Here is an 18,860-nt window from a genome sequence, read left to right on the forward strand (position 1 = left end):
TGGGCGCGGATATGGCATTGCTCACGGAATCGCACAAGCGATTCATCGTCCAAGCTCTGGCCTGTGGGGATTCGCCGACTCAGGCCGCCGAAGCCTTGCGCGAAGAATTTGGGGTAGATGTGCCCCGTGGCCAGGTGGCGCAGTACGACCCAACCAAGGTGGCAGGCAGAAGCTTGGCAAAGAAATGGCGCGAGCTTTTCTTTGCGACCCGCGAGAACTTGAAGAAAAGTGCAGGGGAGATCCCCATCGCGCATCGCGCCTATCGCCTGCGGACGCTGCAGCGCATTGCGACCACGGCCGAAGGCATGCGCAACATGGCCATGGTCCTACAGGTCCTTGAACAGGCCGCGAAAGAGGTCGGCGACGCATATGTGAACCGACGCATGGAACCGGTGAGTCCGGCGACTGCCAGTACCCAGATCCCGGAGCAAGCTGAATATGTCCTTGCTCCCGACGAGCCCGCGCCAGGCAACCCCGTCCTTTGATGCGCCTGCGGCGCTGACGCCCAAGCAGGCGAACATCTATGTGTGGGGCTGGCAGCCGAATGCGCGCTTCAGGGATGCAGTGTGCGGCCGTCGATTCGGCAAGACCTTCCTCGGCAAAGCCGAGATGCGCCGGGCAGCACGCCTGGCGGTGAAGTGGGGCGTAAGTGTCGAGGACGAGATCTGGTACGCCGCCCCGACGCAGAAGCAGGCCCGCCGCGTGTTTTGGCGTCGGTTGAAGCAAGCCATCCCGGCCGGCTGGCGGGCCTGCAAGCCCAATGAAACGGACATGCTGATCACCCTGACCACGGGGCATCTGATTCGCTGTGTGGGCCTGGAGAACTATGACGATCTGCGCGGCTCTGGCCTGTTCTTTGTCTTGGTCGATGAGTGGGCCGACTGCAAGTACGCGGCGTGGGAAGAAGTTCTCCGGCCGATGCTGTCCACCTGCCGCTATGTAGTCGACGGCGCCCATCGCGTCGGCGGGCACGCTCTGCGCATCGGCACCCCCAAGGGCTTTAACCATTGCTATGACACCTATCGGGACGGACAGGACGGGCGCCAGCCAGACCATAAAAGCTGGCTGTACACATCTTTGGAAGGCGGCAATGTGCCGTCTGACGAAATTGAATCCGCGCGGCGCAAGATGGACCCGCGCACGTTCCGTCAGGAATACGAGGCCAGCTTCGAAAACTATGCCGGCGTTGTGTATTACTGCTTTGACCGGCGGGCGAACCATACGGACGCGGTTATTCGCCCTGGCGAGGTGCTGCACATCGGCATGGACTTCAACGTCGGGAAGATGGCGGCCGTCACCTTCGTGGTGCGCGGCGGGTTGCCTGTGGCAGTGGACGAAACGATGAAGGTCTTCGACACGCCGGCCATGATCGAGAAGCTGCATGAGAAGTATCCGGGCTTCAGCGTGGTGGTGTACCCAGATGCCTCGGGTGACAACCGAAAGACCAGCAAGGCCAGCGAATCCGATATCTCGCTGTTGCGCAAGGCGGGTTTCACGGTCCGCGTGGACGCAGCGAACCCGGCCGTTCGGGACCGCGTCAACAGTGTGAATGCAATGCTCTGCAATACCGTCGGCGAACGCCGGCTCCTGGTCAACACCGATCGGTGCCCGCTCTTCACCCAGGCGCTTGAACGTCAGATCTACGGCGATGACGGCGCGCCCGACAAGAAGGCCGGATACGACCACCCCAACGACGCCGGCGGCTATTTCATTGTTTCGCGCTACCCGATCCATAGCCGGGTGGCCACGCAATCTGTCTTGAGATGATCCTATGAGTGCTGTTTCGACGCCGCAGGCCGCGTACAACGCCATGACGGACGACTGGGACCTGGTCGACGCTCTGCTGGGCGGGACCGTGGCCATGCGGGACGCTGGCGCGACCTATATGCCGCGCTTCCCTCTCGAGTGCGAGGCGAGCTACAAGGAGCGCCTGGCGACGGCTACGTTGTTTCCGGCGTTCTCGGAAACCGTGAGCAACCTGTCCGGGCACGTTTTCGCGCGCCCGGTGGTGGTGGGCGACGATGTGCCGGCCGCGATTCAGGAGCAGACCAATAACATTGACCTGCAGGGCAGCAACCTGACGGTCTTTGCGGCCACCTGGTTTTATCGCGCGTTGGCCTATGGCATGGCCCATGTGTTGGTGGACTATCCGCGTGTGCAGGGCGCGCGCACGGCCGCTGCCGAGAAGGCTCTCGGCGCCAGACCATATTGCACGGTCTATGAGGCTAGGCAGTTGATCGGATGGCGCTTCGGGAAGATTGATGGCGTCCCGAAGCTGACATTGGCCCGCCTGGTCGAAACGGTGGAGGAGGACGACGGCGAATTCGGGACCAAACACGTCAAGCAGATCCGGGTGCTACGGCGAGGCAGCTATCAGGTATGGCGCTGCTCGGGAAAGGACGGTGCCTGGTTCGTGCATGACGAAGGCCCGATGTCGGTGGCGGAAATTCCCCTGGTGACGCTTTACACCGGCCGAACCGGGCTATTGACCGCAAAGCCGCCGCTGCGCGAGGTGGCGCACTTGAACGTCAAGCACTGGCAGGAACAATCCGATCAAGACACGTCCGTGCGCTTTGCGCGCGTCCGGCTGCTGTGGACGGCGGGCGCCGATGTCGAAACGGGACCAGACGGTAAACCCAAACCGCTGCAGGCTTCGGCAGATTCCGTCATCGGCCTGCCGACCGGGGCGCAGATGGGCGTGGTGCAGGGCTCTGCTGAGAGCGTCAAGGTGGGCCGGGACTCTTTGGACGCCCTGGAACGTCAGATGTCCGAGGCGGGCGCGAAGCTACGTCGCAAGGATGCCCAGTTCACCAAGACCGTACAACAAGCGGCTGACGACTCGGTCACCGAGAAAAGTGCGCTGGGCAATATGGCTCAGGGTCTGGAAGACGCGATCGACCAGGTCCTGCAATTCATGGCCGACTGGCAGAAGCTGGGCGACGGTGGATCGGTCGAGATCAATAAGGACTTCGACTTGGATTCGACCCCGGATCAGTCCATGGCCACCCTCATCACCATGAACGGGGCGGGCAATCTTTCCGATCAGACTCTGTTCGAGGAGGCCAAGCGCCGCAGCCTCGTTGCGGACGGCGTGAACTGGGAAACGGAGCAGGAGCGCTTGCGCTCCCAGCCACGGCTGTAGAGGTGAAGCATGGCCGATAAGCGCGACAAACTGGACGACGCAGCAACCGAGCTCATGCTGGATGCGCTGCGCGTAGCGGCCGGTTTGGACGTCGACGCGCAGGCGCAGTTGCGCAAGCTGGCGATTGAGTTGCGCGGGCTTCTGGGGGCAGTCGACATTGCCCGAGCTACTCCGGCGGCGATCGGCAGGCTGCTGGCAGCCGTCGAGGCCGCGACCAGCAAGGCGCACGCCGCGATAGCGGAGCAGCAGTTGACCGTGCTCGCGACGTTCGCCGATGTCGTCCAGCACGCCACGGCTCAAGCCGTGGGCACGCCCGGCCGTGCTGCGTCATTCAAGATTGCGGACGCGGTGTTCTCAGGGGCGACGCCGAGGGAAGTGTGGAAGCACCAAGGCGCCGCGCTTCAGCGCGCGATCGCCCGCGAGGTTCGCATCGCCTCGCTGGACCCGAAAGCAACGGCGCAGGCGCTGGTGACCCGGGTGGTGGGCAATTCCGACACGCCTGGGCTGATTCGACGAGCCGCAAAAACTGCGAAGACGCTCACGGAAGGTGTAACGCTGGCGGTCGCCGGCCAGGCGCAGCAGGCGCTGTTGCGCAGTGCAGGGGATGTGCTTTCGGGCTATCGCTGGTCAGCTCGGTTCGATAGCAAGACCTGCATGGTGTGTGGCGGCCTGGACGGCAAGCTGTTCACGTTGGCCGGCGAGCCGGTGGAGCATCAAACGCCGCTGCAGGGCGGGCCGCCCCGTCATCCTGGTTGCCGCTGCATCCTGGTGCCAGAGCCGCTGCAGACCGGCGTCGGCGCGGCGCTTCCTGGCGCTGATGGCACTTTCAGCCGCGGACCAACCTTCGAACAATGGCTGTCCCGCAAGTCGGATAGGTTCAAGCGGCAGTACTTCGGGCCGGGGCGCCTGGAGTTGTGGAAGGAGGGCAAGCTCACCCTGACCGATCTGCTGGACATGCAAGGCAACCCGCTGACGCTGGACAAGCTCAGGGCGAAGTACGAGGTTTCTGCTCCCCGTTAAACATCGGGGCGCGTGACGTAGGGCCGTGGTGCGCTGTTGCGCCACGGCCCTTTCTTTTGGCCGCGGCGCGGATGCAAGGCGGCGTTTCGGGCCGGATGGCCCATTGGACAAGGTTGGATGACCATGAAATTGAAGCTCGACGAGAACGGCCACGTGGTGGTTCAGGACGGTAAGCCTGTCTATGTGCAGGACGACGGCAAAGAGGTCGCGTTCGATGCGGCCGGCACCGTGCAGACCATTAGCCGCCTGAATGGCGAGGCGAAATCGCACCGGGAGCGCGCGGAAGCCGCTGAAGGTCGGCTGGATGCTTTCAAGGGCATCGAAGATCCGGCCGCCGCAGTGAAGGCGCTGGAAACGGTCAAGAACTTGGATGACAAAAAGCTGGTGGATGCTGGCGAAGTCGAGAAGGTCAAGTCCGAAGTCAGCAAGGGCTTTCAAGCGCAAATCGACGAGACCCGCGCCCAGCTGGCGCAGGCGAACCAGAACCTGGCCAGCCACATGATCGGGGGCAGCTTCGCGCGCTCGCAGGTGATCGCCGAAAAGTTGGCAGTGCCGGCGGATCTGGTGCAGGCGCGCTTCGGGGCGGCGTTCAAGGTCGAAGACGGCAAGGTCGTGGCCTATGGGCAAGACGGCAACAAAATTTTCAGCCGTTCGCGCCCGGGCGAAATCGCCGAGTTCGACGAGGCCTTGGACTATCTCATCGAGCAGTACCCGCACAAGGACCACATTCTGAAGAGCTCCGGCGCTTCGGGTGGTAGTAGCGGTGCGAATGGAAACGGTGGTGGGCGCCACACCGCAGGATCGCTTGCTGATTGCAAGACCGACGCCGAGCGCGTGGCCTACCTGGACAAGGTTGGTAAACAATAGGGAGCGAAAGCATGCCTTTCGATTTGGTGGTATTCAACAAACAGGTTTCCACGACCATCACGGAGCTAGTGGACCAGGAAGTCAACAAATTCAATGAGGCTTCCGGCGGTGTGCTGGTGCTGGCCTCGGGCGCGAACAAGGGCGATTTCAGCATTGAATCGATGTTCAAGCAGATCGGCGGCCTGGTGCGTCGCCGCGATGCCTACGGCAGTGGCACGGTGCCGCCCAAGCGCCTGGAGCAGTTGGCTAACACGGCGGTCAAGGTCGCGGCCGGCACACCGCCGATCGAGTTTGAGCCGCAGCAGTACCTGTGGATTCAAGAGAATCCGACTCTGGCGGCGCTGAAAATTGGCGAGCAGTTGGCCAAGGCCAAGCTGCAAGACATGCTCAACGCCGTGATTCGCACCCTGGTGGCGGCGCTGAAGGGGAATCCGGCCATCGTGCATGACGGGACGGACGCCGGTCCCAACTGGCGCGTGCTGAACCAAGGCGCCGGCAAGTTCGGGGATCGATCGGGTGCACTCGCGGCCTGGGTCCTGCATTCCACCGTGCTGACCAATCTGTACGACAACGCGCTGTCGAACGCTGAACGTCTGTTCACCTACGGCACCGTGAACGTCATGCGTGACCCGTTCGGCCGCATCTTCGTGGTGACCGATGCCGACCCGCTGATCAATCCGGCCGCGGGCGAGGATGAGATCACGTACAACACGCTGGGCTTGGTCCCTGGCGCGGGCCTGGTGCAGGACAACGGCGATTTCAACGCGGTGATGGTGGACCAAGTCGGCAACGAGAACATTTCGCGGATCTACCAGGCGGAATGGACCTACAACGTCGGCCTGGCCGGCTACAGCTGGGACCAGGCGAACGGCGGGAAATCCCCCAACGATACGGCTCTGGGGACTTCCGCCAACTGGGACAAGACGGCGTCCTCCAACAAGGACACGGCCGGCGTCCTCGTGGTCACCAAGTAGCACATCAGGGGCGGGTTGGGCCTGCCCCGCTTTCCGTGTAGAGGTATCTCATGAAGACAAAGCACAAGCCCAAGCGGGTCTTGCTGTTTGTGATTGGTGTGCCCTCGCCGCAGGACAAGGCGCTCGCGCGGCGGGCGGGCATTCAGTTGCGCGACCCGCGCGCTTACCGGGCGGGTGATTTCGTTGAGGCGTGTGACGCCGTGGCCGGCGATGCGCCGCCGGCGTACCGCGAGCGATATGACCAGTTGACTCAGAATGATCTGGCCGAGCTCCTGCGACCGTTTACCCCGCAGATGTCGGTGGACCTAACGGCATCTGAGGGGCAGGGATCGACTGGCGAAAACGCTACGAATCCCGCTGATACGCAGGCACTGGCGCCGCCGCCCGAGCCCATAGCTGGCGCTAGCGAGGCAGCGGAGGACGGAAAAGCCACGGTCGACAGCCTCAAAGCCGCGCTGGACGCGAAGGAAATTCCGTATCCCAAGACGGCCAAGAAGGCTGAGCTGCAAGCGCTGCTGGCGAACGTTGCATAAGGAGACTCCATGCAGCGCTATATCAATCTCAGTGACCGGCACACGGTCACGGTTGGCGGGGACCCGCCCATCGCACCGGGGGCCAGCGGGGTCCTGGCTTATTCGGCCGCGCTCCGGGACCTATTGGACCGTCGCATCCTGCAGCTGGATCAGTCCACGGTGGAACCGGCAACCGTGGCGCAGCTTAAGCGCTGGCTTGATGACCGAGGTGTTGCCTACGCACGTGGCGCACGGCTCGCAGAACTCCGCGAGGTATATCTCACGGCGGTAGAAGGGAGGAGCCATGGCGGCAACGGTTGAGCTTCTGGACTTCTTGGCGCCCGGCGTCGCCGCCAGGCCTGTCGAAGACAAAGAGCAAGCCCTGGCCGTCGCAATAGGTCATCGGCCTGGCTGCTTGGCGCCAGCGGAGCAAGATGAAGCGCAGGCCCTGTACGCAGCTTGGTTGCTCGCGATGAGGATGCAGCAAGAAGTCGCGATCGTCGTGCCTGCCGGAATCACGATGGAGAAGGAAGGTGACTTGCAGCGTACGTTCGGCAATAGCGCTGGGACGATTGATCCCATGGGCTTTCGTGCTCGCTATGACTTGCTGAACGACAAATGTTCACGAACGGTCCGAGTGGGTGGTTTGGTGCGTGGGTCCAAGTGCTTTGGGGGTGAAGATTGAAGGTTATCGACAAGGGCTTGCAGCGCTATGCAGCTGAAATGCGCCAGCTGAATAAGGTCACGGTCAAGGTCGGCATTCAGACTGAAGACGCGAACACCCCGGGCAGCAACGGCACTCCGCTGATCGATTACGTCGAATTCAACGAATACGGTACCGAGGATATTCCCGCTCGGCCTTTGCACAGGGATGCCGCTCGGGTCTATGAGCAGCAGCTTGCGGATGTGCAGGAGCAGCAGGTGGCCGCTGTCATGGGCGGGAAGAAAACTGCGACAGAAGCCGTGCATGCGGTCGGGGCCTGGTACCAAGGAATTGTCCAGCACCATCTCATCAATGGCCCGTGGGAGCGGAATGCAGAATCCACGGCGAAGAAGAAGGGTTTCGATCAGCCCCTTCTGGACAAGAAGCTGCACTTCAACTCCATCAAATACAAGGTGGTCAAGTCATGAGCAGCTTTCGCCGTCCGCAAACCATACGCACGCGGCTGCCGGGTTCTCGCAAGCGTGGCCGTTGGAAAGAGGGCGAGCCTGACCAGGACAAGACGATCCTTGCATCGGTACAGCCGGCCAAGACTGGAGACTACGACCAGTTGCAGGCGAACCCGGAAGGACGCCGCGTGCGTGCCGCCGTTCGGATCTACACGTCCGAGGTGCTGGATGTCGCCGGCCAGGATTGGACGAACGGCGACCGCCTGGTTTGGGGAGCGGGACCAGTTGAGGGCGAGTACCTGCTGGTGGGCGTGGCGCCCTGGCAGTCGGGTGTGATTCCGCACTACCGATACCTGGCCGTGCTGCTGGCCACCTCCGAAATGCACTAAGCCCAAGGATTCCCGGCCGCCTGGTCCGGGGCCGGACGGGGCTAATCGTCCGGAGGACTCCCCAGGCCCGGCTGGGCATTCCAGGCTACCGGGTAGGGCAGTATCGAGTCGGCGCGCGCGTAGGCGTGGGGTAGCCGATAGTCCCATCGATGCACTACTAATTTTTCGGACTGCCATGCTCCCAGAAGACGCGATTTTCGAACTGATCGAGGGCGCCGCGGGCGGTATGCCGGTGATCTTCGCCGACGACAACGGTCCACGGCCGGAAGGGCCGTACATCATGTTGGCTGTGCGTTGGGCCAACGTCAGCGGCGCCGAGGCTGGGCGGGTGGACGATGAGGGCGCCCAGCCAGTGCACCACCACGACGACGCCGTGGTCGAGCTGCAGAGCTTTCGAGCCGCAGCCTACGACGCGCTGGACGAATTGGCGCTGAAACTTCGACATCCCGTCTACGAGGATCGGGCCGAGGCGCTGGGACTTGCCTTGTTTGAGGTCGGGCGCCTGCAGAACGTTCCTGTCATGCGCGACGCCGTGCGTTTTGAGCGGCGCGGCGTGCTGGAGCTTGGTATCCGGTACACCCGCGTCCATTCCGAGTTCGTCGGCATCATCGAAAGCGTCACCGGCACGGTGACAACGTCTGGCGGACTGAAGCCGGGCATCGAAACCCCCTTTACCGCGACTGTCGTGCCCGCGCCATAGCGGCCGCGACGCGCAATTGCCATCTGGCCGCCTCCTGGCGGCTTTTTCCATTGGAGCCGCACATGGCCAAAATCGACCGGATCGTCAACGTGGCGATCTCCCTGAATACCACGGCGATCAAAGAGCAGAGCTTTTCTGACCTTCTCGTCCTGGGCGCCCACACGATGGGCGTGAATCGCATCATGGTGGTGACCGAGCCCGGCGAATTGCTGGACCTCGGGATTGCCCCGAACGATCCGCTGTATATCGCGGTGCGCGACGCCTTCAAGCAGATCCCCACGGTGACCCGTGTCTTCGTCGGCCGTCGGCAGGTGGACACGTCCCGGCTTACCGTCACGACCGCTTCGCCATCGGATTATGCGGTCGCGTTGACCTGGCGCGATGAGACGGGCGCAATCAAGACAGCGCAGGCGACGGCTTCGGGCGAGGCCAGCAGCACGCCTCAAACCATCGCGACCGCGCTGGTGGCTGCGGTGACCGCTGCCAACGCGCCGGTCACGGCTGTCGCGGTGGGCGCGGAAGTATCTATCACCGCAAACCAAACCGGCCAGGCGATCGGCGTTTCGGTTAAAGGAAACCTCCAGTTGGCGGCGCCGGTCAGCACAGAAACGCCGTCGGCAGCCCTGAACGCATGCCTGCGTGAAAGCGCGGATTGGTACGGCGTGGCGCTGGCCAGCCGCGCCGAGGCCGACGTGCTGGATGCTGCCGAGTGGGTCGAGTCCAACGAACGGCTGTTCGGTGTCTCCAGCGACCAGGCCGGCATCATCGACGCCGCCGTGTCCAGCGATATCGCCTCCAAGTGCCAGCAAAAGCAGTACTTCCGCACGCACGTCTGGTATCACGGCCAGGCGCGCACCGAGGCGCTTGAGGCAGCGATCGCCGCCAATCGTTTCACGTATTACCCCGGCGGTGAAACCTGGGCGAACGCGCGTCTGGCGGGCGTCACCTACGACAACCTGGCCGAAGGCCAAGCGCTGGCCGCGCACGCCAAGAACGCCAACACCTTCGAGCAGATGCGCAATTTCGCCGTCACGCAAAACGGCAAGGTTGCGGCGGGCGAATGGATCGACGTGATACGTGGCCGTGACTGGCTGGCCGAGCAGGTCAAGATCAACGTTGCTACGCAGCTGATCAACGCTGACGGCAAGGTGCCTTACACCGACGCGGGCATTCAGGTCATCGTGAACGGCATCCGGCAGGCATTGATGCTGGGTCAGAGCCGAGGGCTGATCGCGCCGGATGAAATCGACGACGCCGGCCGGAAGATTCCGGGCTTTGTCATCACCGTGCCGCGCGCGGCCAGCATTTCGTCGAACGACAAAGCGAACCGGATCTTACGGGACCTGAAATTCAGTGCCCGCCTGGCTGGCGCAATCCATGTTGCCGAAATCAAGGGCAACCTGACCTATCAACAACTGTAATCGGGGTGCATAAGCATGTCCGTTAAAACCTACGCACCGAATCAGGTGAAGATTGTCATGGGGGCTTTGCCCCTGTCGGGCCTGGCCGAAGACACCTTTGTGACGGTGACTGAAATCGGCGAGGGTATTTCGTCCGTCGCCGGCGTCGACGGCGAGGTGGCCCGTTCCATGTCGCGGGACTCCCGCCTGCGCATCACCGTCACGCTGATGCAAACCAGCGCCAGCAATGCGGCGCTGACTGCCTTGCACCAGGCCGACAAATCGACGGATGGCAACGGCGCTGTGCCGGTGGCCATCACCGACCTGCGCGGTACGTCGCTGCACGCGTCTGACTCGGCCTGGATCGTGAAGATGCCGGACGCCGGATACGGCGCCAAGGTTGGCAATCGTGAGTGGACGATTGAAACCGGACCGTCGATCAACGTTGTGGGGGGTAACACCTAATGAGCGCCAGCAAAGAAGTCACGATCGGCACCACGGTCTTTCGCATTTCTCGATTTGATCCGTTCCGCCAACTGAAGCTGCTGGGCGACCTGCAAAAGGAAGTACTGCCGGCTGCGGGTTCGATGTTGGCGGCAGTGTTCGGCGGCGAGGGTGAAGCGCAAGCCAAGGACGAGCAGGCAATGCTGCAGGCGTTTCGCGATCTGTCGGTACGGCTGGGCGGCGACGCGCTGGCGGGCTGGGCGGACCGTCTGATTGACGCCGAACTGGTCACGTTCGAGCTGGCCGGCCGCGATCCGCAGAAGCTGACGCCGGCCCATCGCGGGATGGCTTTTTCCGATTTTTCGGAAATCCTGGAGCTGCTCTATCACATCCTTGAGCACAACTTCGCCGGCCCTTTGGTGCGTTGGGCCGGCCGCTTTGGTCCGGCCCGCGCGAAGCTGGCGAGCCTGTCGGGCGGTTCGACGCAGGCTTCGAACGAGAGCTGATCATCTGGCGGCCCATTTTGGCCCGCCACGTCAGCCTGGACGCCGTCAAGCGGGGCGACGTTGATCTCCTGGATATCTTGAAGCTGAACGCGCTGATGGACGCGCAGGAGGCCGCACAGGCGGCGGCGCAAAGGAAAATGGGATAGCGATGACTACCGTACGCGAACTGGTGACGCTGCTGCGTTACGAGGTGGATGAGTCCGGGCTGAAGAAGTATCAGCAGGCCTATCAGGCGGCACAGGCAGCGATGGGCGCGGCCAGCGCGAAGACTGTCCAGACCATGCGCCAGGTTGCAGTAGGCGCCGGCGTGCATCCAAGCGCTTGGGCACCTCGGCCTATGCCGGCGCCTGTTGAACCCCAGCGGCCGCAGGCTTCATTGACTCCGGACGCCAACTTGGCCGCTCGGCCGGCGGTGCTGCCGCAACGCTTGCCGCCGGCGCCCGCGCCCGTTGCTCCCGTTGCTCCCCCGTCTATGGGGTTGCCGCGGCCGGCGCCGGTGGCGCCCCGCATGCCGGCCGTAACCGCGGAGCGCGGGCGGCCCGTGTCCTTTCCTGTTGACGTGGCGGGCGCGCGCGGCAAGTTCTCCCAAATTCAGGGTGCTTACAACGGTCTGATAGGGCGGGTTCGGGGCGGGCTGCACACTGTGCGCGAGGTTGGCATCGGCACTTGGCAGGGGATTCGATTGGGAATCCAAGATGCGCGCCAGGCACAGGATCGGATGACGCGGTCTCAGTGGCAAGGCGTGCGCGCAATCAAGGAGCAGCAGAGCGCATTCTCTGGATTGCGCGGGATCATTGGCGCGGTGCTGGGCGTTTCTTTGGTCAAACGCATCTTTGGTGATATCGACGCCTGGGGCCAGATGGAAGCACGGATGCGGCAGGCGACCAGCTCGGCGCAGGAGTACGCCGAGGTCGACAAGGATCTGGCGCGGATCTCGCGCGTGTCCTACAAGTCCTATGCCTCCAACGCTGAGCTATTTGTGCGCACGCGGCGCACGATGGCCGACCTTGGCAAGACGACGCAAGACACGGTGGACGTGACCGAGAGCCTGTCGCTGGGCATGGCGCTATCCAGCACCAAGGCGCAAGACCAGGAATCCGTCATTTCGTCCCTGACCAAAGCCATCATGCAGGGCAAGATGGGCATGGACGAGTACGGCACGCTCATGCGTGCAGCTCCCCGCTTGCAGGTGGCTTTGGCTGATGGCCTCAAAATTACGACGGACAAACTTCTTGAACAGGTGAAAGCGGGCAAGGTCACCACGGACCGCTTCCTGCCCGCGCTGCAGTCTCAATTGGCCAAGATGCGTATCGAGGCCGAGAGCATGCCCGTCACTGTCGCAGACGCGATGACGGTATGGAATGACGCCTTCCAGCGCTTCTTTGGCAAGACGCTGACCGCGGGGCGCACGGTGGTGCTCGGCGTGACCAAATCGATCGAGTTCATGGCTGACAACATCGCCACGCTGGTCAAGGTCTTGGCGTTGACGGGCGCGTCCTGGGGCTTGGTGAAGCTGCTTGGGTGGCTGCGCTTGGCTACGTTCCAATCTGGCGGCCTGACGCGGTCATTGATTGGTGCCGCGCGCGCGGCGTTAAGACTTGATAGCGCCATGGCCTTGCGCCGCGGTCCGGCTGGCGCTTTGCGGATGCTTGCCTTGTGGCGTCGGACGCTGGCCCCGTTGCTGCGCATGGCGGCCATCCTCACCACCATCTATCTGATCGGTGACGACATCGCTGGCTGGCTTCGTGGCGATGTCTCGGTCACGGGCGAACTGATTGGCCGCGTGGAGGAATGGCGCGAGGAGATCGAAGCAGTGAGGGCAGTTCTGGTCGATGTGAAGGACCTGCTCGGTGGCGCTGGCCAAGAGTTAGAGCCGTGGATCAAGAAGTGGGGAACGATGTCCGTGCTCGCCTATGGCCTGTGGAAAATCCTGTCACCCGTTCGCGGGTTGATCATGTTCCTCGCCCGTACGGCGGTGCCGCTCCTGTGGCGCGCTTTTGCGATGACGCCCATCGGTCGGATCGTCACGGGCGTTGTCTTGCTCGCGACTGCGCTCTGGGAAATCTGGAAGAACTGGGATCAGATCAAAGCCCGCATCGCGGCGTCGTGGGAAGCACTGAAGGCCAAGGTGAAGGGGACATTCCTGGAACCCGTCTTGCAGTACTTCGAAGAGCTTTGGGCCTTCTGGACGCGGATCTTTAAAGGCGTCATCGCTGCGTTCAAGGGCGATTGGGACGGTGCAATCAAACACTGGCGCGAGGCGTTCACAGGTGTCTGGACCTATTTTGAAGACATCGGCGGCAAGATGGTCGCAAAGATCAAAGAAATCGGCGCGGCGATCCAGACCTGGATTAGCGACGAGGTGGCAGCCGCCAAGAATTGGTTCAAAGGTTTGGTTCCTGATGCACCTGATGAGCAGACGATGGCCATCATGACCGGTCAAAAGCGGGGACCGGCGCTCGCAAATACGCCGGCGCTTCGGGCAATTATTGGCGGCGAACCGCTCCCATTCGTGTCCGGCGGCACCGTCGCGCAAGCGGGCGTCGCTTCCGGGCGCGGCGCCGTCACGGTGGAGAACAAGACGGACATCACCATCCACGCGCCGAACGCGAACCCCGACACCGTGGCGAATGCCGCGCAACGCGGTATGAACGTCGGACGCCAGCGGACGGTGGACGCGATGAGCCGATTTTTCGTCACGGGCGTTGAAGAAGGCCGGTAACTAAGGGAATCGGAGCATGAGCTTTGTAGCGATGATTTTTGGCTGGAATGGTGGCACCAGCATCGGAGCGGTGCCCCTGGACGCGCTGTTGAGTGAGAAGACTTCGCTCAACAGCCGGGCGACGGATTACGCAGTCGAGGACGGTCCTCCGGTGACAGACCACGTGGTGCAAGAGTCGGAACTGCTGACGCTGGATGGCTGGGTGACGGCAGCGGAGGTGTCACTGCTTGGCGGGTTGGCGGCCGGCGCCTCCACGGCAATCCGCGCCGGCGGTTCGCTCGCGGGCCTGGCCGGAAGCGCGGGCCGCTCCAAACTGATCAGCGCAAAGGACGCGTTGCGAAAGATCCATGCGGACCGCCTCCCGATCACCGTGACGACAGGCCTGGACGTCTACGTGGACTTCGTCATGGAACGGTGCGAGATCGGCCGAACCAACGAGGGTGGTGACCGTTTCGAGATATCGGCGGACTTCAAGAAAATCCGCAAGGTGGCGCTGCGGCAAGCCGATATCCCGCCCGAGAAAACATCGGGGAGCGCCAGCGGCAAGGCGGGGCAAACCAAAACCAACGCTGGCAAGACCAACGGTACCGTGGTGACGCCGAAGCAAAAAACTGATCTCGGAAAACTGACGGGGAGGGGAATTTGAAAGTCATCCCTGTGTTGGACGCGAACGACAGCATCACCGAGGTGGAGCTGGGTGGCCTCACCTATTTCCTGCGCTTGTCTTGGAACAGCGAGGCCATGCTGTGGGTACTCGCGATCGAGAACGCCTATAACGAGCTCATCGTGGCGGGCATTGCGTTGGTGCCAGACACACCGCTGCTCGCGGGCTATCGGCACCTAGACGTGCCGGCGGGCGAGCTGGTGGCGCTCGCGCCGGACCGGCGCGATACGGTGGCCCGCGACGCGCTGCCGGCCGGCGATGTGGTCCTGATCTACGTGGATGCGGAGGAAATCGCAGATGGCTCGATTTAACCGAGTTTATCGGCTACTCGTGGGGAAGGGCGGCGCAAAGGGTCTGGAAATCGTGCCGCCCATCCGGATGACGTTCGACATTGCGAAGGACGCCGACGAGGAGCCGAATGAACACACCATCCGCATCTACAACCTGGCCGCCGCCACGCGCAAGGCGCTGGAAGAGTCGGACCTTCGTTGCGTGCTGTACGCGGGATACGGGGAAGAGGCGGGACCGCTATTGATGGCCTCGGGCAGCGTGGTCTTTGCGTACACGAAGTTTGAACAGCCCGACGTTGTGACGGAGCTGATAGTTAAGGACGGCTTTACGGAAGTTCGGGATACCGCCATTTCTATTGGCCAGGGGCCTGGCGCCCAGGCCAGCGCCATCATCCGGGACATCGCCCGCCAGATGGGGCTGCCCCTGGTCATGGCCGACGACGTGCCCGATCGGCGCTGGCAGCAGGGCTTTTCGTTCTATGGCGCTGCGCGCACCGCACTGCACAAGGTCACGCAGGGAACAGGCCTGGAATGGTCGATTCAGAATCAGCAGTTGCAGGTGGTTCAGCGCCGGGGAACGACACGGCGCCAGGCCGTGGTGCTGGCGGCCGACACGGGCTTGCTGGGCTATCCGGAACGCACGCGCGAAGCCGCGCGTGAAAAGGCGAAGGTCAAGGACAAGACAACCGGCGACGACGTCAATCTTGTCAGTGCGCGGCAGCAGCGTGACGGCTGGAGGGTGACGTCCTTGCTTCTCCCAACGATCAACCCCGGCGATCTGGTGAAGCTGGAGAGCCGGTCGGTGGAGGCATTCCAGCGGGTTGAGGCCGTGCGCCACACGGGCGATAGCGAGGGCGGCGATTGGCAGACCGAGCTGGAGCTTGTGGACCGTTCGGCGCCGCCGAAGAAGAAGGGAAAGACATGAGCAACATGGTCAAGATAATGCGCGCCGTGATCGCGTCCGAGCTGGCCGACGTGTACACGACACTGCCGGGCGAGGTGGTTGCCTACGATGGCACGTTCGTCACGGCGCGGCCGGCACTGGCCAAGCGCTTGGCCAACGGCGAGGCCCTGGCCCCGCCGCAGATTGTCCGTGTGCCGGTGTGTTGGCCCGTCGGCGATGTGAACGGCGCGCGGGCGCTGATCTCGGTGCCACTTAAACCGGGGGACGCGGTGAAGCTGTCGTTTTCGGCCCGCGCGCTGGAGGGCTGGTTGGCAGGCGACAACGGGCCACCGGACGATCCCCGGCAGTTTGATCTGTCGGACGCCTTTGCCTCGCCAATGGTGCGGCCTGGCACGATGGCTGCCGACACAGAAAACGTCAGCATTCAGTACGGGCCGGCGACCATGAAAATATCGCCCTCCGGCGACCTAACGTTTCAGGTCAAGACCTGGACCGTGCAGGCTGAACAGACGACGTTCAATACCCCGCTGACGGTTAACGGCCCGCTGCTCTACACACAGGGCATGGCGGGCGAGGGCGGCGAAGGCGGCGCGTCCATGCGCATCCGCGGCGGCGTGGCCTACGAGGGCGGCGCCATTACGCACAACGGCAAGAACATCGGCGACACCCATCGCCACGCCTACGCGGGCGGCATCACGGAGAATCCAGTCTGATGGCACTCGATCTTGCGCTATCCGCCGACCACGATCTGGACCTGGATCTGCTTGGCCGCGCGACCTTGCTGGATGGCGCTGACCGCATCGCGCAACAGGTAAAGGTGACGCTGCTGGCCTTCCTGGGCGAGTGGTTTCTTGATACGACGTTCGGCGTTCCGTATCTGGAGGACATTCTGGTCAAGGCGCCCGATCGCGCGAGTATCGAAGGAATTCTTCGCGCCCGAATCGGTGCTGTGCCCGGCGTGGAGAGAGTTCGTACCCTGGATCTCCAGATCGAACGGCAACTGCGCATTCTGCGCGTCGCCTTTGATGCCGACACGACCGAGGGGCGTCTACAGCGAGTTGTCGAGCTGGGCACCCCCTAAACCATTTCTATCGAGGTATTTATGGCCTACGGTGTAACGCCGGACGGGTTCGTACGCCCGCGGCTGCCCGAAATCCGGCAGGAGATCGTGGCGGATTTGCGCGCGCGCATGCAAGCCGCCGGCTTTGGCGGCACGGTCGAAACGCGCCCCGACAGTGTGATGGGGCTTTTGATCGACACCTTCGCGGAACGTGAAGCGGCCCTGTGGGAACAGGCCGAGGGCGTGTATTACGCCATGTACCCGGGTTCCGCCACGGGTGTGTCGTTGGACCGGGCGGTGTCATTCACCGGCGTCTCGCGGTACCGCGATGAAGCGTCGCGGGCATACGTGGTCCTTTACGGTTCGGCGGGCACCACGGTGCCGGCGGGCGCGCAGATCCGCCACCGAGTAAGCCAGAACCTATGGGCGGTCTCGGGTGCGACTCAAATTTTGCCGGGCGCGGCCGCAGATATCACCGTTCAACCAGTTGTCGCCCCGAACACGGAGTACCGGGTCACCATTGACGGCGCTCCCTACGTCTACGCCACCGGGCCGACCACGAACCTACCGCAGGTGCTTGCTGCGCTTGTGGCCGTGCTTTCTCCAAGCGGCCTTGATGTGTCAAGCGACGGTGCTGCCGTGCGGCTCCAAACCGACGGCCGCGTGCCAGCCGCCTTCAGTTGGTCGGCCTCGCTTGCATTGGTTCGATTGGGCTCGCCCGCTCTGGCTCAGACATTGCAGGCGTCCACGGAGGGCGCAGCGGTGGGCGACTTGGACGGAATCGTTTCTCAGGTGGATGGCTGGAGCGCAGTAGCCAACCTCCAGGCAGGCGTGGCGGGCCGCCTGGCCGAGAACGGCGCCGAGCTGCGTGCGCGCTACCCCACTGGACTATTCCGGCTGGGCGCAGCGACGCTGCCCAGCATCGCGCCCAACGTGCGGGACCGAGTGGCGGGCGTGCGCACGGTGAAGGTGTTCATGAACAACGGCGACGTTGCGGACCAGCTCGGGCGCCCGCCCCATAGCGTGCACGTCGTCGCAGACGGAGGCCTTGACGATGAAGTCGCCAACGCGATTTTCCGCGTGGTGGCGGCGGGTATCGACACATACGGCCAGCAGCTGGTGGTGGTTCAAGACGATGAGGGGGCCGAGCACGCTATCCGGTTTGACCGGCCGGAACGTGTTTACGTGTGGGTGCGCTGCGTGACCACGCTGCTCCCGCCTTCGGAGCAAGCGTTTCCACCGGGTGGATTCAAGGAGATCGCAGATAACGTGGCGGCCGCTGGCGAGGCGTTCACGATCGGCGAGGACGTCATTTTGCAGCGTCTGTACGGTGCCATTTTTCGCACCGCTGGCCTAGCTTCGGTCGACCTTCGGTTGGCGTTTTCCACCAGCCCCACCTTCGTTCCCCAGCCCTCGGACTACGCGGCGGCAAACATCAGCATCCAGGACTTCCAGGTCGCAGTCTTCGACCTGTCTCGAATCGAGGTGATCTGATGGACCTTCGCCAAGATCACGCCGGCGTCGCCTGGGGGCACTGGCTGGGGCAATTCCAGGAAAAGCCGCTGTTGCAGGCGCTGGTGAAGGCGCTACTCAAACCTGCCCAGGGACTCCAGGGCGCGCTACGGGCGCTGTACGAAGATCGCTGGCTCGATACGGCGGTTGGAAAGCAGCTTGACGGCATCGGCGAAATCGTTGGGTTGCCGCGTGTGATCAATGAAGCGATCTACATCCAGTTTTTCGGATTCCAAGGGCAGCCGAATGTGGGGGGCTTCGGGCAGGCGCGCTTTCGCCGTGCCAATGAACGGCCCGTGGCTGGCTCCGCGACATTGCTGGACGCGGAGTACCGCAAGCTCCTGTACTGGAAGATTGCCCTCAACAACGGGCACGGTACGGCGCCCGAGATTGCCAGTTCGTTGAAGCCCATCTTCGATGTGACTCGCGTGATCGTACAGAACGCCGGCAACGCGAAGATCCGGATTTGGGTGAGCCGGATTCCAGGCCCCAATGACCCACTTATGGCGAACCCCTACAAGTGGGTTCCGCAGGCCGCCGGCGTTGGCGTGCAACTTATCACCGGCTCAACCGAGAAGCCTTTTGGCTTTCGCGAGCAGGGTTTCTATGGCTTTGGCGTCGGCGTGCTGGCGCGAGGAATATGA

At 63.1% G+C, this 18,860-nt stretch carries 23 protein-coding genes; all 23 read left to right on the top strand.

The window, feature by feature from the left end:
- Positions 1-11 precede the first annotated feature (11 nt).
- The 23 genes from ACFZAI_RS20660 to ACFZAI_RS20770 all read left to right on the top strand — a co-directional run bounded on the left by ACFZAI_RS20660 (position 12) and on the right by ACFZAI_RS20770 (position 18,860).
- Positions 12-485, top strand: a complete 474-nt coding sequence (locus ACFZAI_RS20660; RefSeq protein WP_391568680.1) for a DUF2280 domain-containing protein — start codon at positions 12-14, stop codon at positions 483-485.
- Positions 439-1,767: a terminase gene (locus ACFZAI_RS20665; protein WP_391568681.1), complete on the top strand. Its 1,329-nt coding sequence runs from the start codon at positions 439-441 to the stop codon at positions 1,765-1,767. The genes ACFZAI_RS20660 and ACFZAI_RS20665 overlap by 47 nt, the downstream gene beginning before the upstream one ends.
- A gap of 4 nt (positions 1,768-1,771) precedes the next feature.
- Entirely contained in the window at positions 1,772-3,142 is a 1,371-nt protein-coding gene (locus ACFZAI_RS20670) for a DUF4055 domain-containing protein (protein WP_391568682.1), read from the top strand.
- 9 nt (positions 3,143-3,151) lie between these two features.
- Complete coding sequence (locus ACFZAI_RS20675; protein ID WP_391568683.1) at positions 3,152-4,162, top strand: phage minor head protein; 1,011 nt, start codon at positions 3,152-3,154, stop codon at positions 4,160-4,162.
- A 117-nt stretch (positions 4,163-4,279) separates the two neighbouring features.
- Positions 4,280-5,029 (top strand): DUF6651 domain-containing protein, encoded by a 750-nt coding sequence (locus ACFZAI_RS20680; RefSeq protein WP_391568684.1) that lies wholly within the window; start codon positions 4,280-4,282, stop codon positions 5,027-5,029.
- An 11-nt stretch (positions 5,030-5,040) separates the two neighbouring features.
- The gene (locus ACFZAI_RS20685) at positions 5,041-6,003 is read left to right on the top strand and encodes a major capsid protein (protein ID WP_391568685.1); all 963 of its coding nucleotides are present in this window, start codon (positions 5,041-5,043) and stop codon (positions 6,001-6,003) included.
- 50 nt (positions 6,004-6,053) lie between these two features.
- On the top strand, positions 6,054-6,536 hold the full coding sequence (locus ACFZAI_RS20690) for a HeH/LEM domain-containing protein (protein WP_391568686.1): 483 nt from the start codon (positions 6,054-6,056) through the stop codon (positions 6,534-6,536).
- A gap of 9 nt (positions 6,537-6,545) precedes the next feature.
- Positions 6,546-6,836, top strand: coding sequence for a hypothetical protein (locus ACFZAI_RS20695; RefSeq protein ID WP_391568687.1), 291 nt, complete (start codon positions 6,546-6,548; stop codon positions 6,834-6,836).
- A complete protein-coding gene (locus ACFZAI_RS20700) occupies positions 6,820-7,200 on the top strand; it encodes a DUF4054 domain-containing protein (protein ID WP_391568688.1) in 381 nt (126 codons plus the stop codon). The genes ACFZAI_RS20695 and ACFZAI_RS20700 overlap by 17 nt, the downstream gene beginning before the upstream one ends.
- Positions 7,197-7,646 (top strand): hypothetical protein, encoded by a 450-nt coding sequence (locus ACFZAI_RS20705; protein WP_391568689.1) that lies wholly within the window; start codon positions 7,197-7,199, stop codon positions 7,644-7,646. The genes ACFZAI_RS20700 and ACFZAI_RS20705 overlap by 4 nt, the downstream gene beginning before the upstream one ends.
- On the top strand, positions 7,643-8,014 hold the full coding sequence (locus ACFZAI_RS20710; protein WP_391568690.1) for a hypothetical protein: 372 nt from the start codon (positions 7,643-7,645) through the stop codon (positions 8,012-8,014). Before ACFZAI_RS20705 ends, ACFZAI_RS20710 begins: the two co-directional genes overlap by 4 nt.
- 175 nt (positions 8,015-8,189) lie before the next feature.
- A complete protein-coding gene (locus ACFZAI_RS20715; protein ID WP_391568691.1) occupies positions 8,190-8,714 on the top strand; it encodes an LIC_12616 family protein in 525 nt (174 codons plus the stop codon).
- Positions 8,715-8,776: 62 nt separating this feature from the next.
- Positions 8,777-10,135: a DUF3383 family protein gene (locus tag ACFZAI_RS20720; RefSeq protein ID WP_391568692.1), complete on the top strand. Its 1,359-nt coding sequence runs from the start codon at positions 8,777-8,779 to the stop codon at positions 10,133-10,135.
- A gap of 15 nt (positions 10,136-10,150) precedes the next feature.
- Positions 10,151-10,579 carry a phage structural protein gene (locus ACFZAI_RS20725; protein WP_391568693.1) on the top strand — a complete coding sequence of 143 codons (429 nt, stop codon included), beginning with the start codon at positions 10,151-10,153 and terminating at the stop codon, positions 10,577-10,579.
- The gene (locus ACFZAI_RS20730) at positions 10,579-11,064 is read left to right on the top strand and encodes a phage tail assembly chaperone (RefSeq protein WP_391568694.1); all 486 of its coding nucleotides are present in this window, start codon (positions 10,579-10,581) and stop codon (positions 11,062-11,064) included. The genes ACFZAI_RS20725 and ACFZAI_RS20730 overlap by 1 nt, the downstream gene beginning before the upstream one ends.
- A gap of 148 nt (positions 11,065-11,212) precedes the next feature.
- A complete protein-coding gene (locus tag ACFZAI_RS20735) occupies positions 11,213-13,786 on the top strand; it encodes a tape measure protein (RefSeq protein WP_391568695.1) in 2,574 nt (857 codons plus the stop codon).
- A gap of 16 nt (positions 13,787-13,802) precedes the next feature.
- Complete coding sequence (locus ACFZAI_RS20740) at positions 13,803-14,432, top strand: phage baseplate protein (protein WP_391568696.1); 630 nt, start codon at positions 13,803-13,805, stop codon at positions 14,430-14,432.
- Complete coding sequence (locus tag ACFZAI_RS20745; protein WP_391568697.1) at positions 14,429-14,761, top strand: phage baseplate plug protein; 333 nt, start codon at positions 14,429-14,431, stop codon at positions 14,759-14,761. The genes ACFZAI_RS20740 and ACFZAI_RS20745 overlap by 4 nt, the downstream gene beginning before the upstream one ends.
- Entirely contained in the window at positions 14,748-15,665 is a 918-nt protein-coding gene (locus ACFZAI_RS20750; RefSeq protein WP_391568698.1) for a phage protein, read from the top strand. The genes ACFZAI_RS20745 and ACFZAI_RS20750 overlap by 14 nt, the downstream gene beginning before the upstream one ends.
- Positions 15,662-16,357, top strand: a complete 696-nt coding sequence (locus tag ACFZAI_RS20755; protein WP_391568699.1) for a Gp138 family membrane-puncturing spike protein — start codon at positions 15,662-15,664, stop codon at positions 16,355-16,357. Before ACFZAI_RS20750 ends, ACFZAI_RS20755 begins: the two co-directional genes overlap by 4 nt.
- Positions 16,357-16,725 carry a hypothetical protein gene (locus ACFZAI_RS20760; protein WP_391568700.1) on the top strand — a complete coding sequence of 123 codons (369 nt, stop codon included), beginning with the start codon at positions 16,357-16,359 and terminating at the stop codon, positions 16,723-16,725. Before ACFZAI_RS20755 ends, ACFZAI_RS20760 begins: the two co-directional genes overlap by 1 nt.
- A 21-nt stretch (positions 16,726-16,746) precedes the next feature.
- The gene (locus ACFZAI_RS20765) at positions 16,747-18,198 is read left to right on the top strand and encodes a hypothetical protein (protein WP_391568701.1); all 1,452 of its coding nucleotides are present in this window, start codon (positions 16,747-16,749) and stop codon (positions 18,196-18,198) included.
- Positions 18,198-18,860, top strand: a complete 663-nt coding sequence (locus tag ACFZAI_RS20770; RefSeq protein ID WP_391568702.1) for a DUF2612 domain-containing protein — start codon at positions 18,198-18,200, stop codon at positions 18,858-18,860. Before ACFZAI_RS20765 ends, ACFZAI_RS20770 begins: the two co-directional genes overlap by 1 nt.

This window comes from Achromobacter sp. NPDC008082 (assembly GCF_042957345.1).
GTDB classification, from domain to species: domain Bacteria; phylum Pseudomonadota; class Gammaproteobacteria; order Burkholderiales; family Burkholderiaceae_B; genus Achromobacter; species Achromobacter kerstersii_A.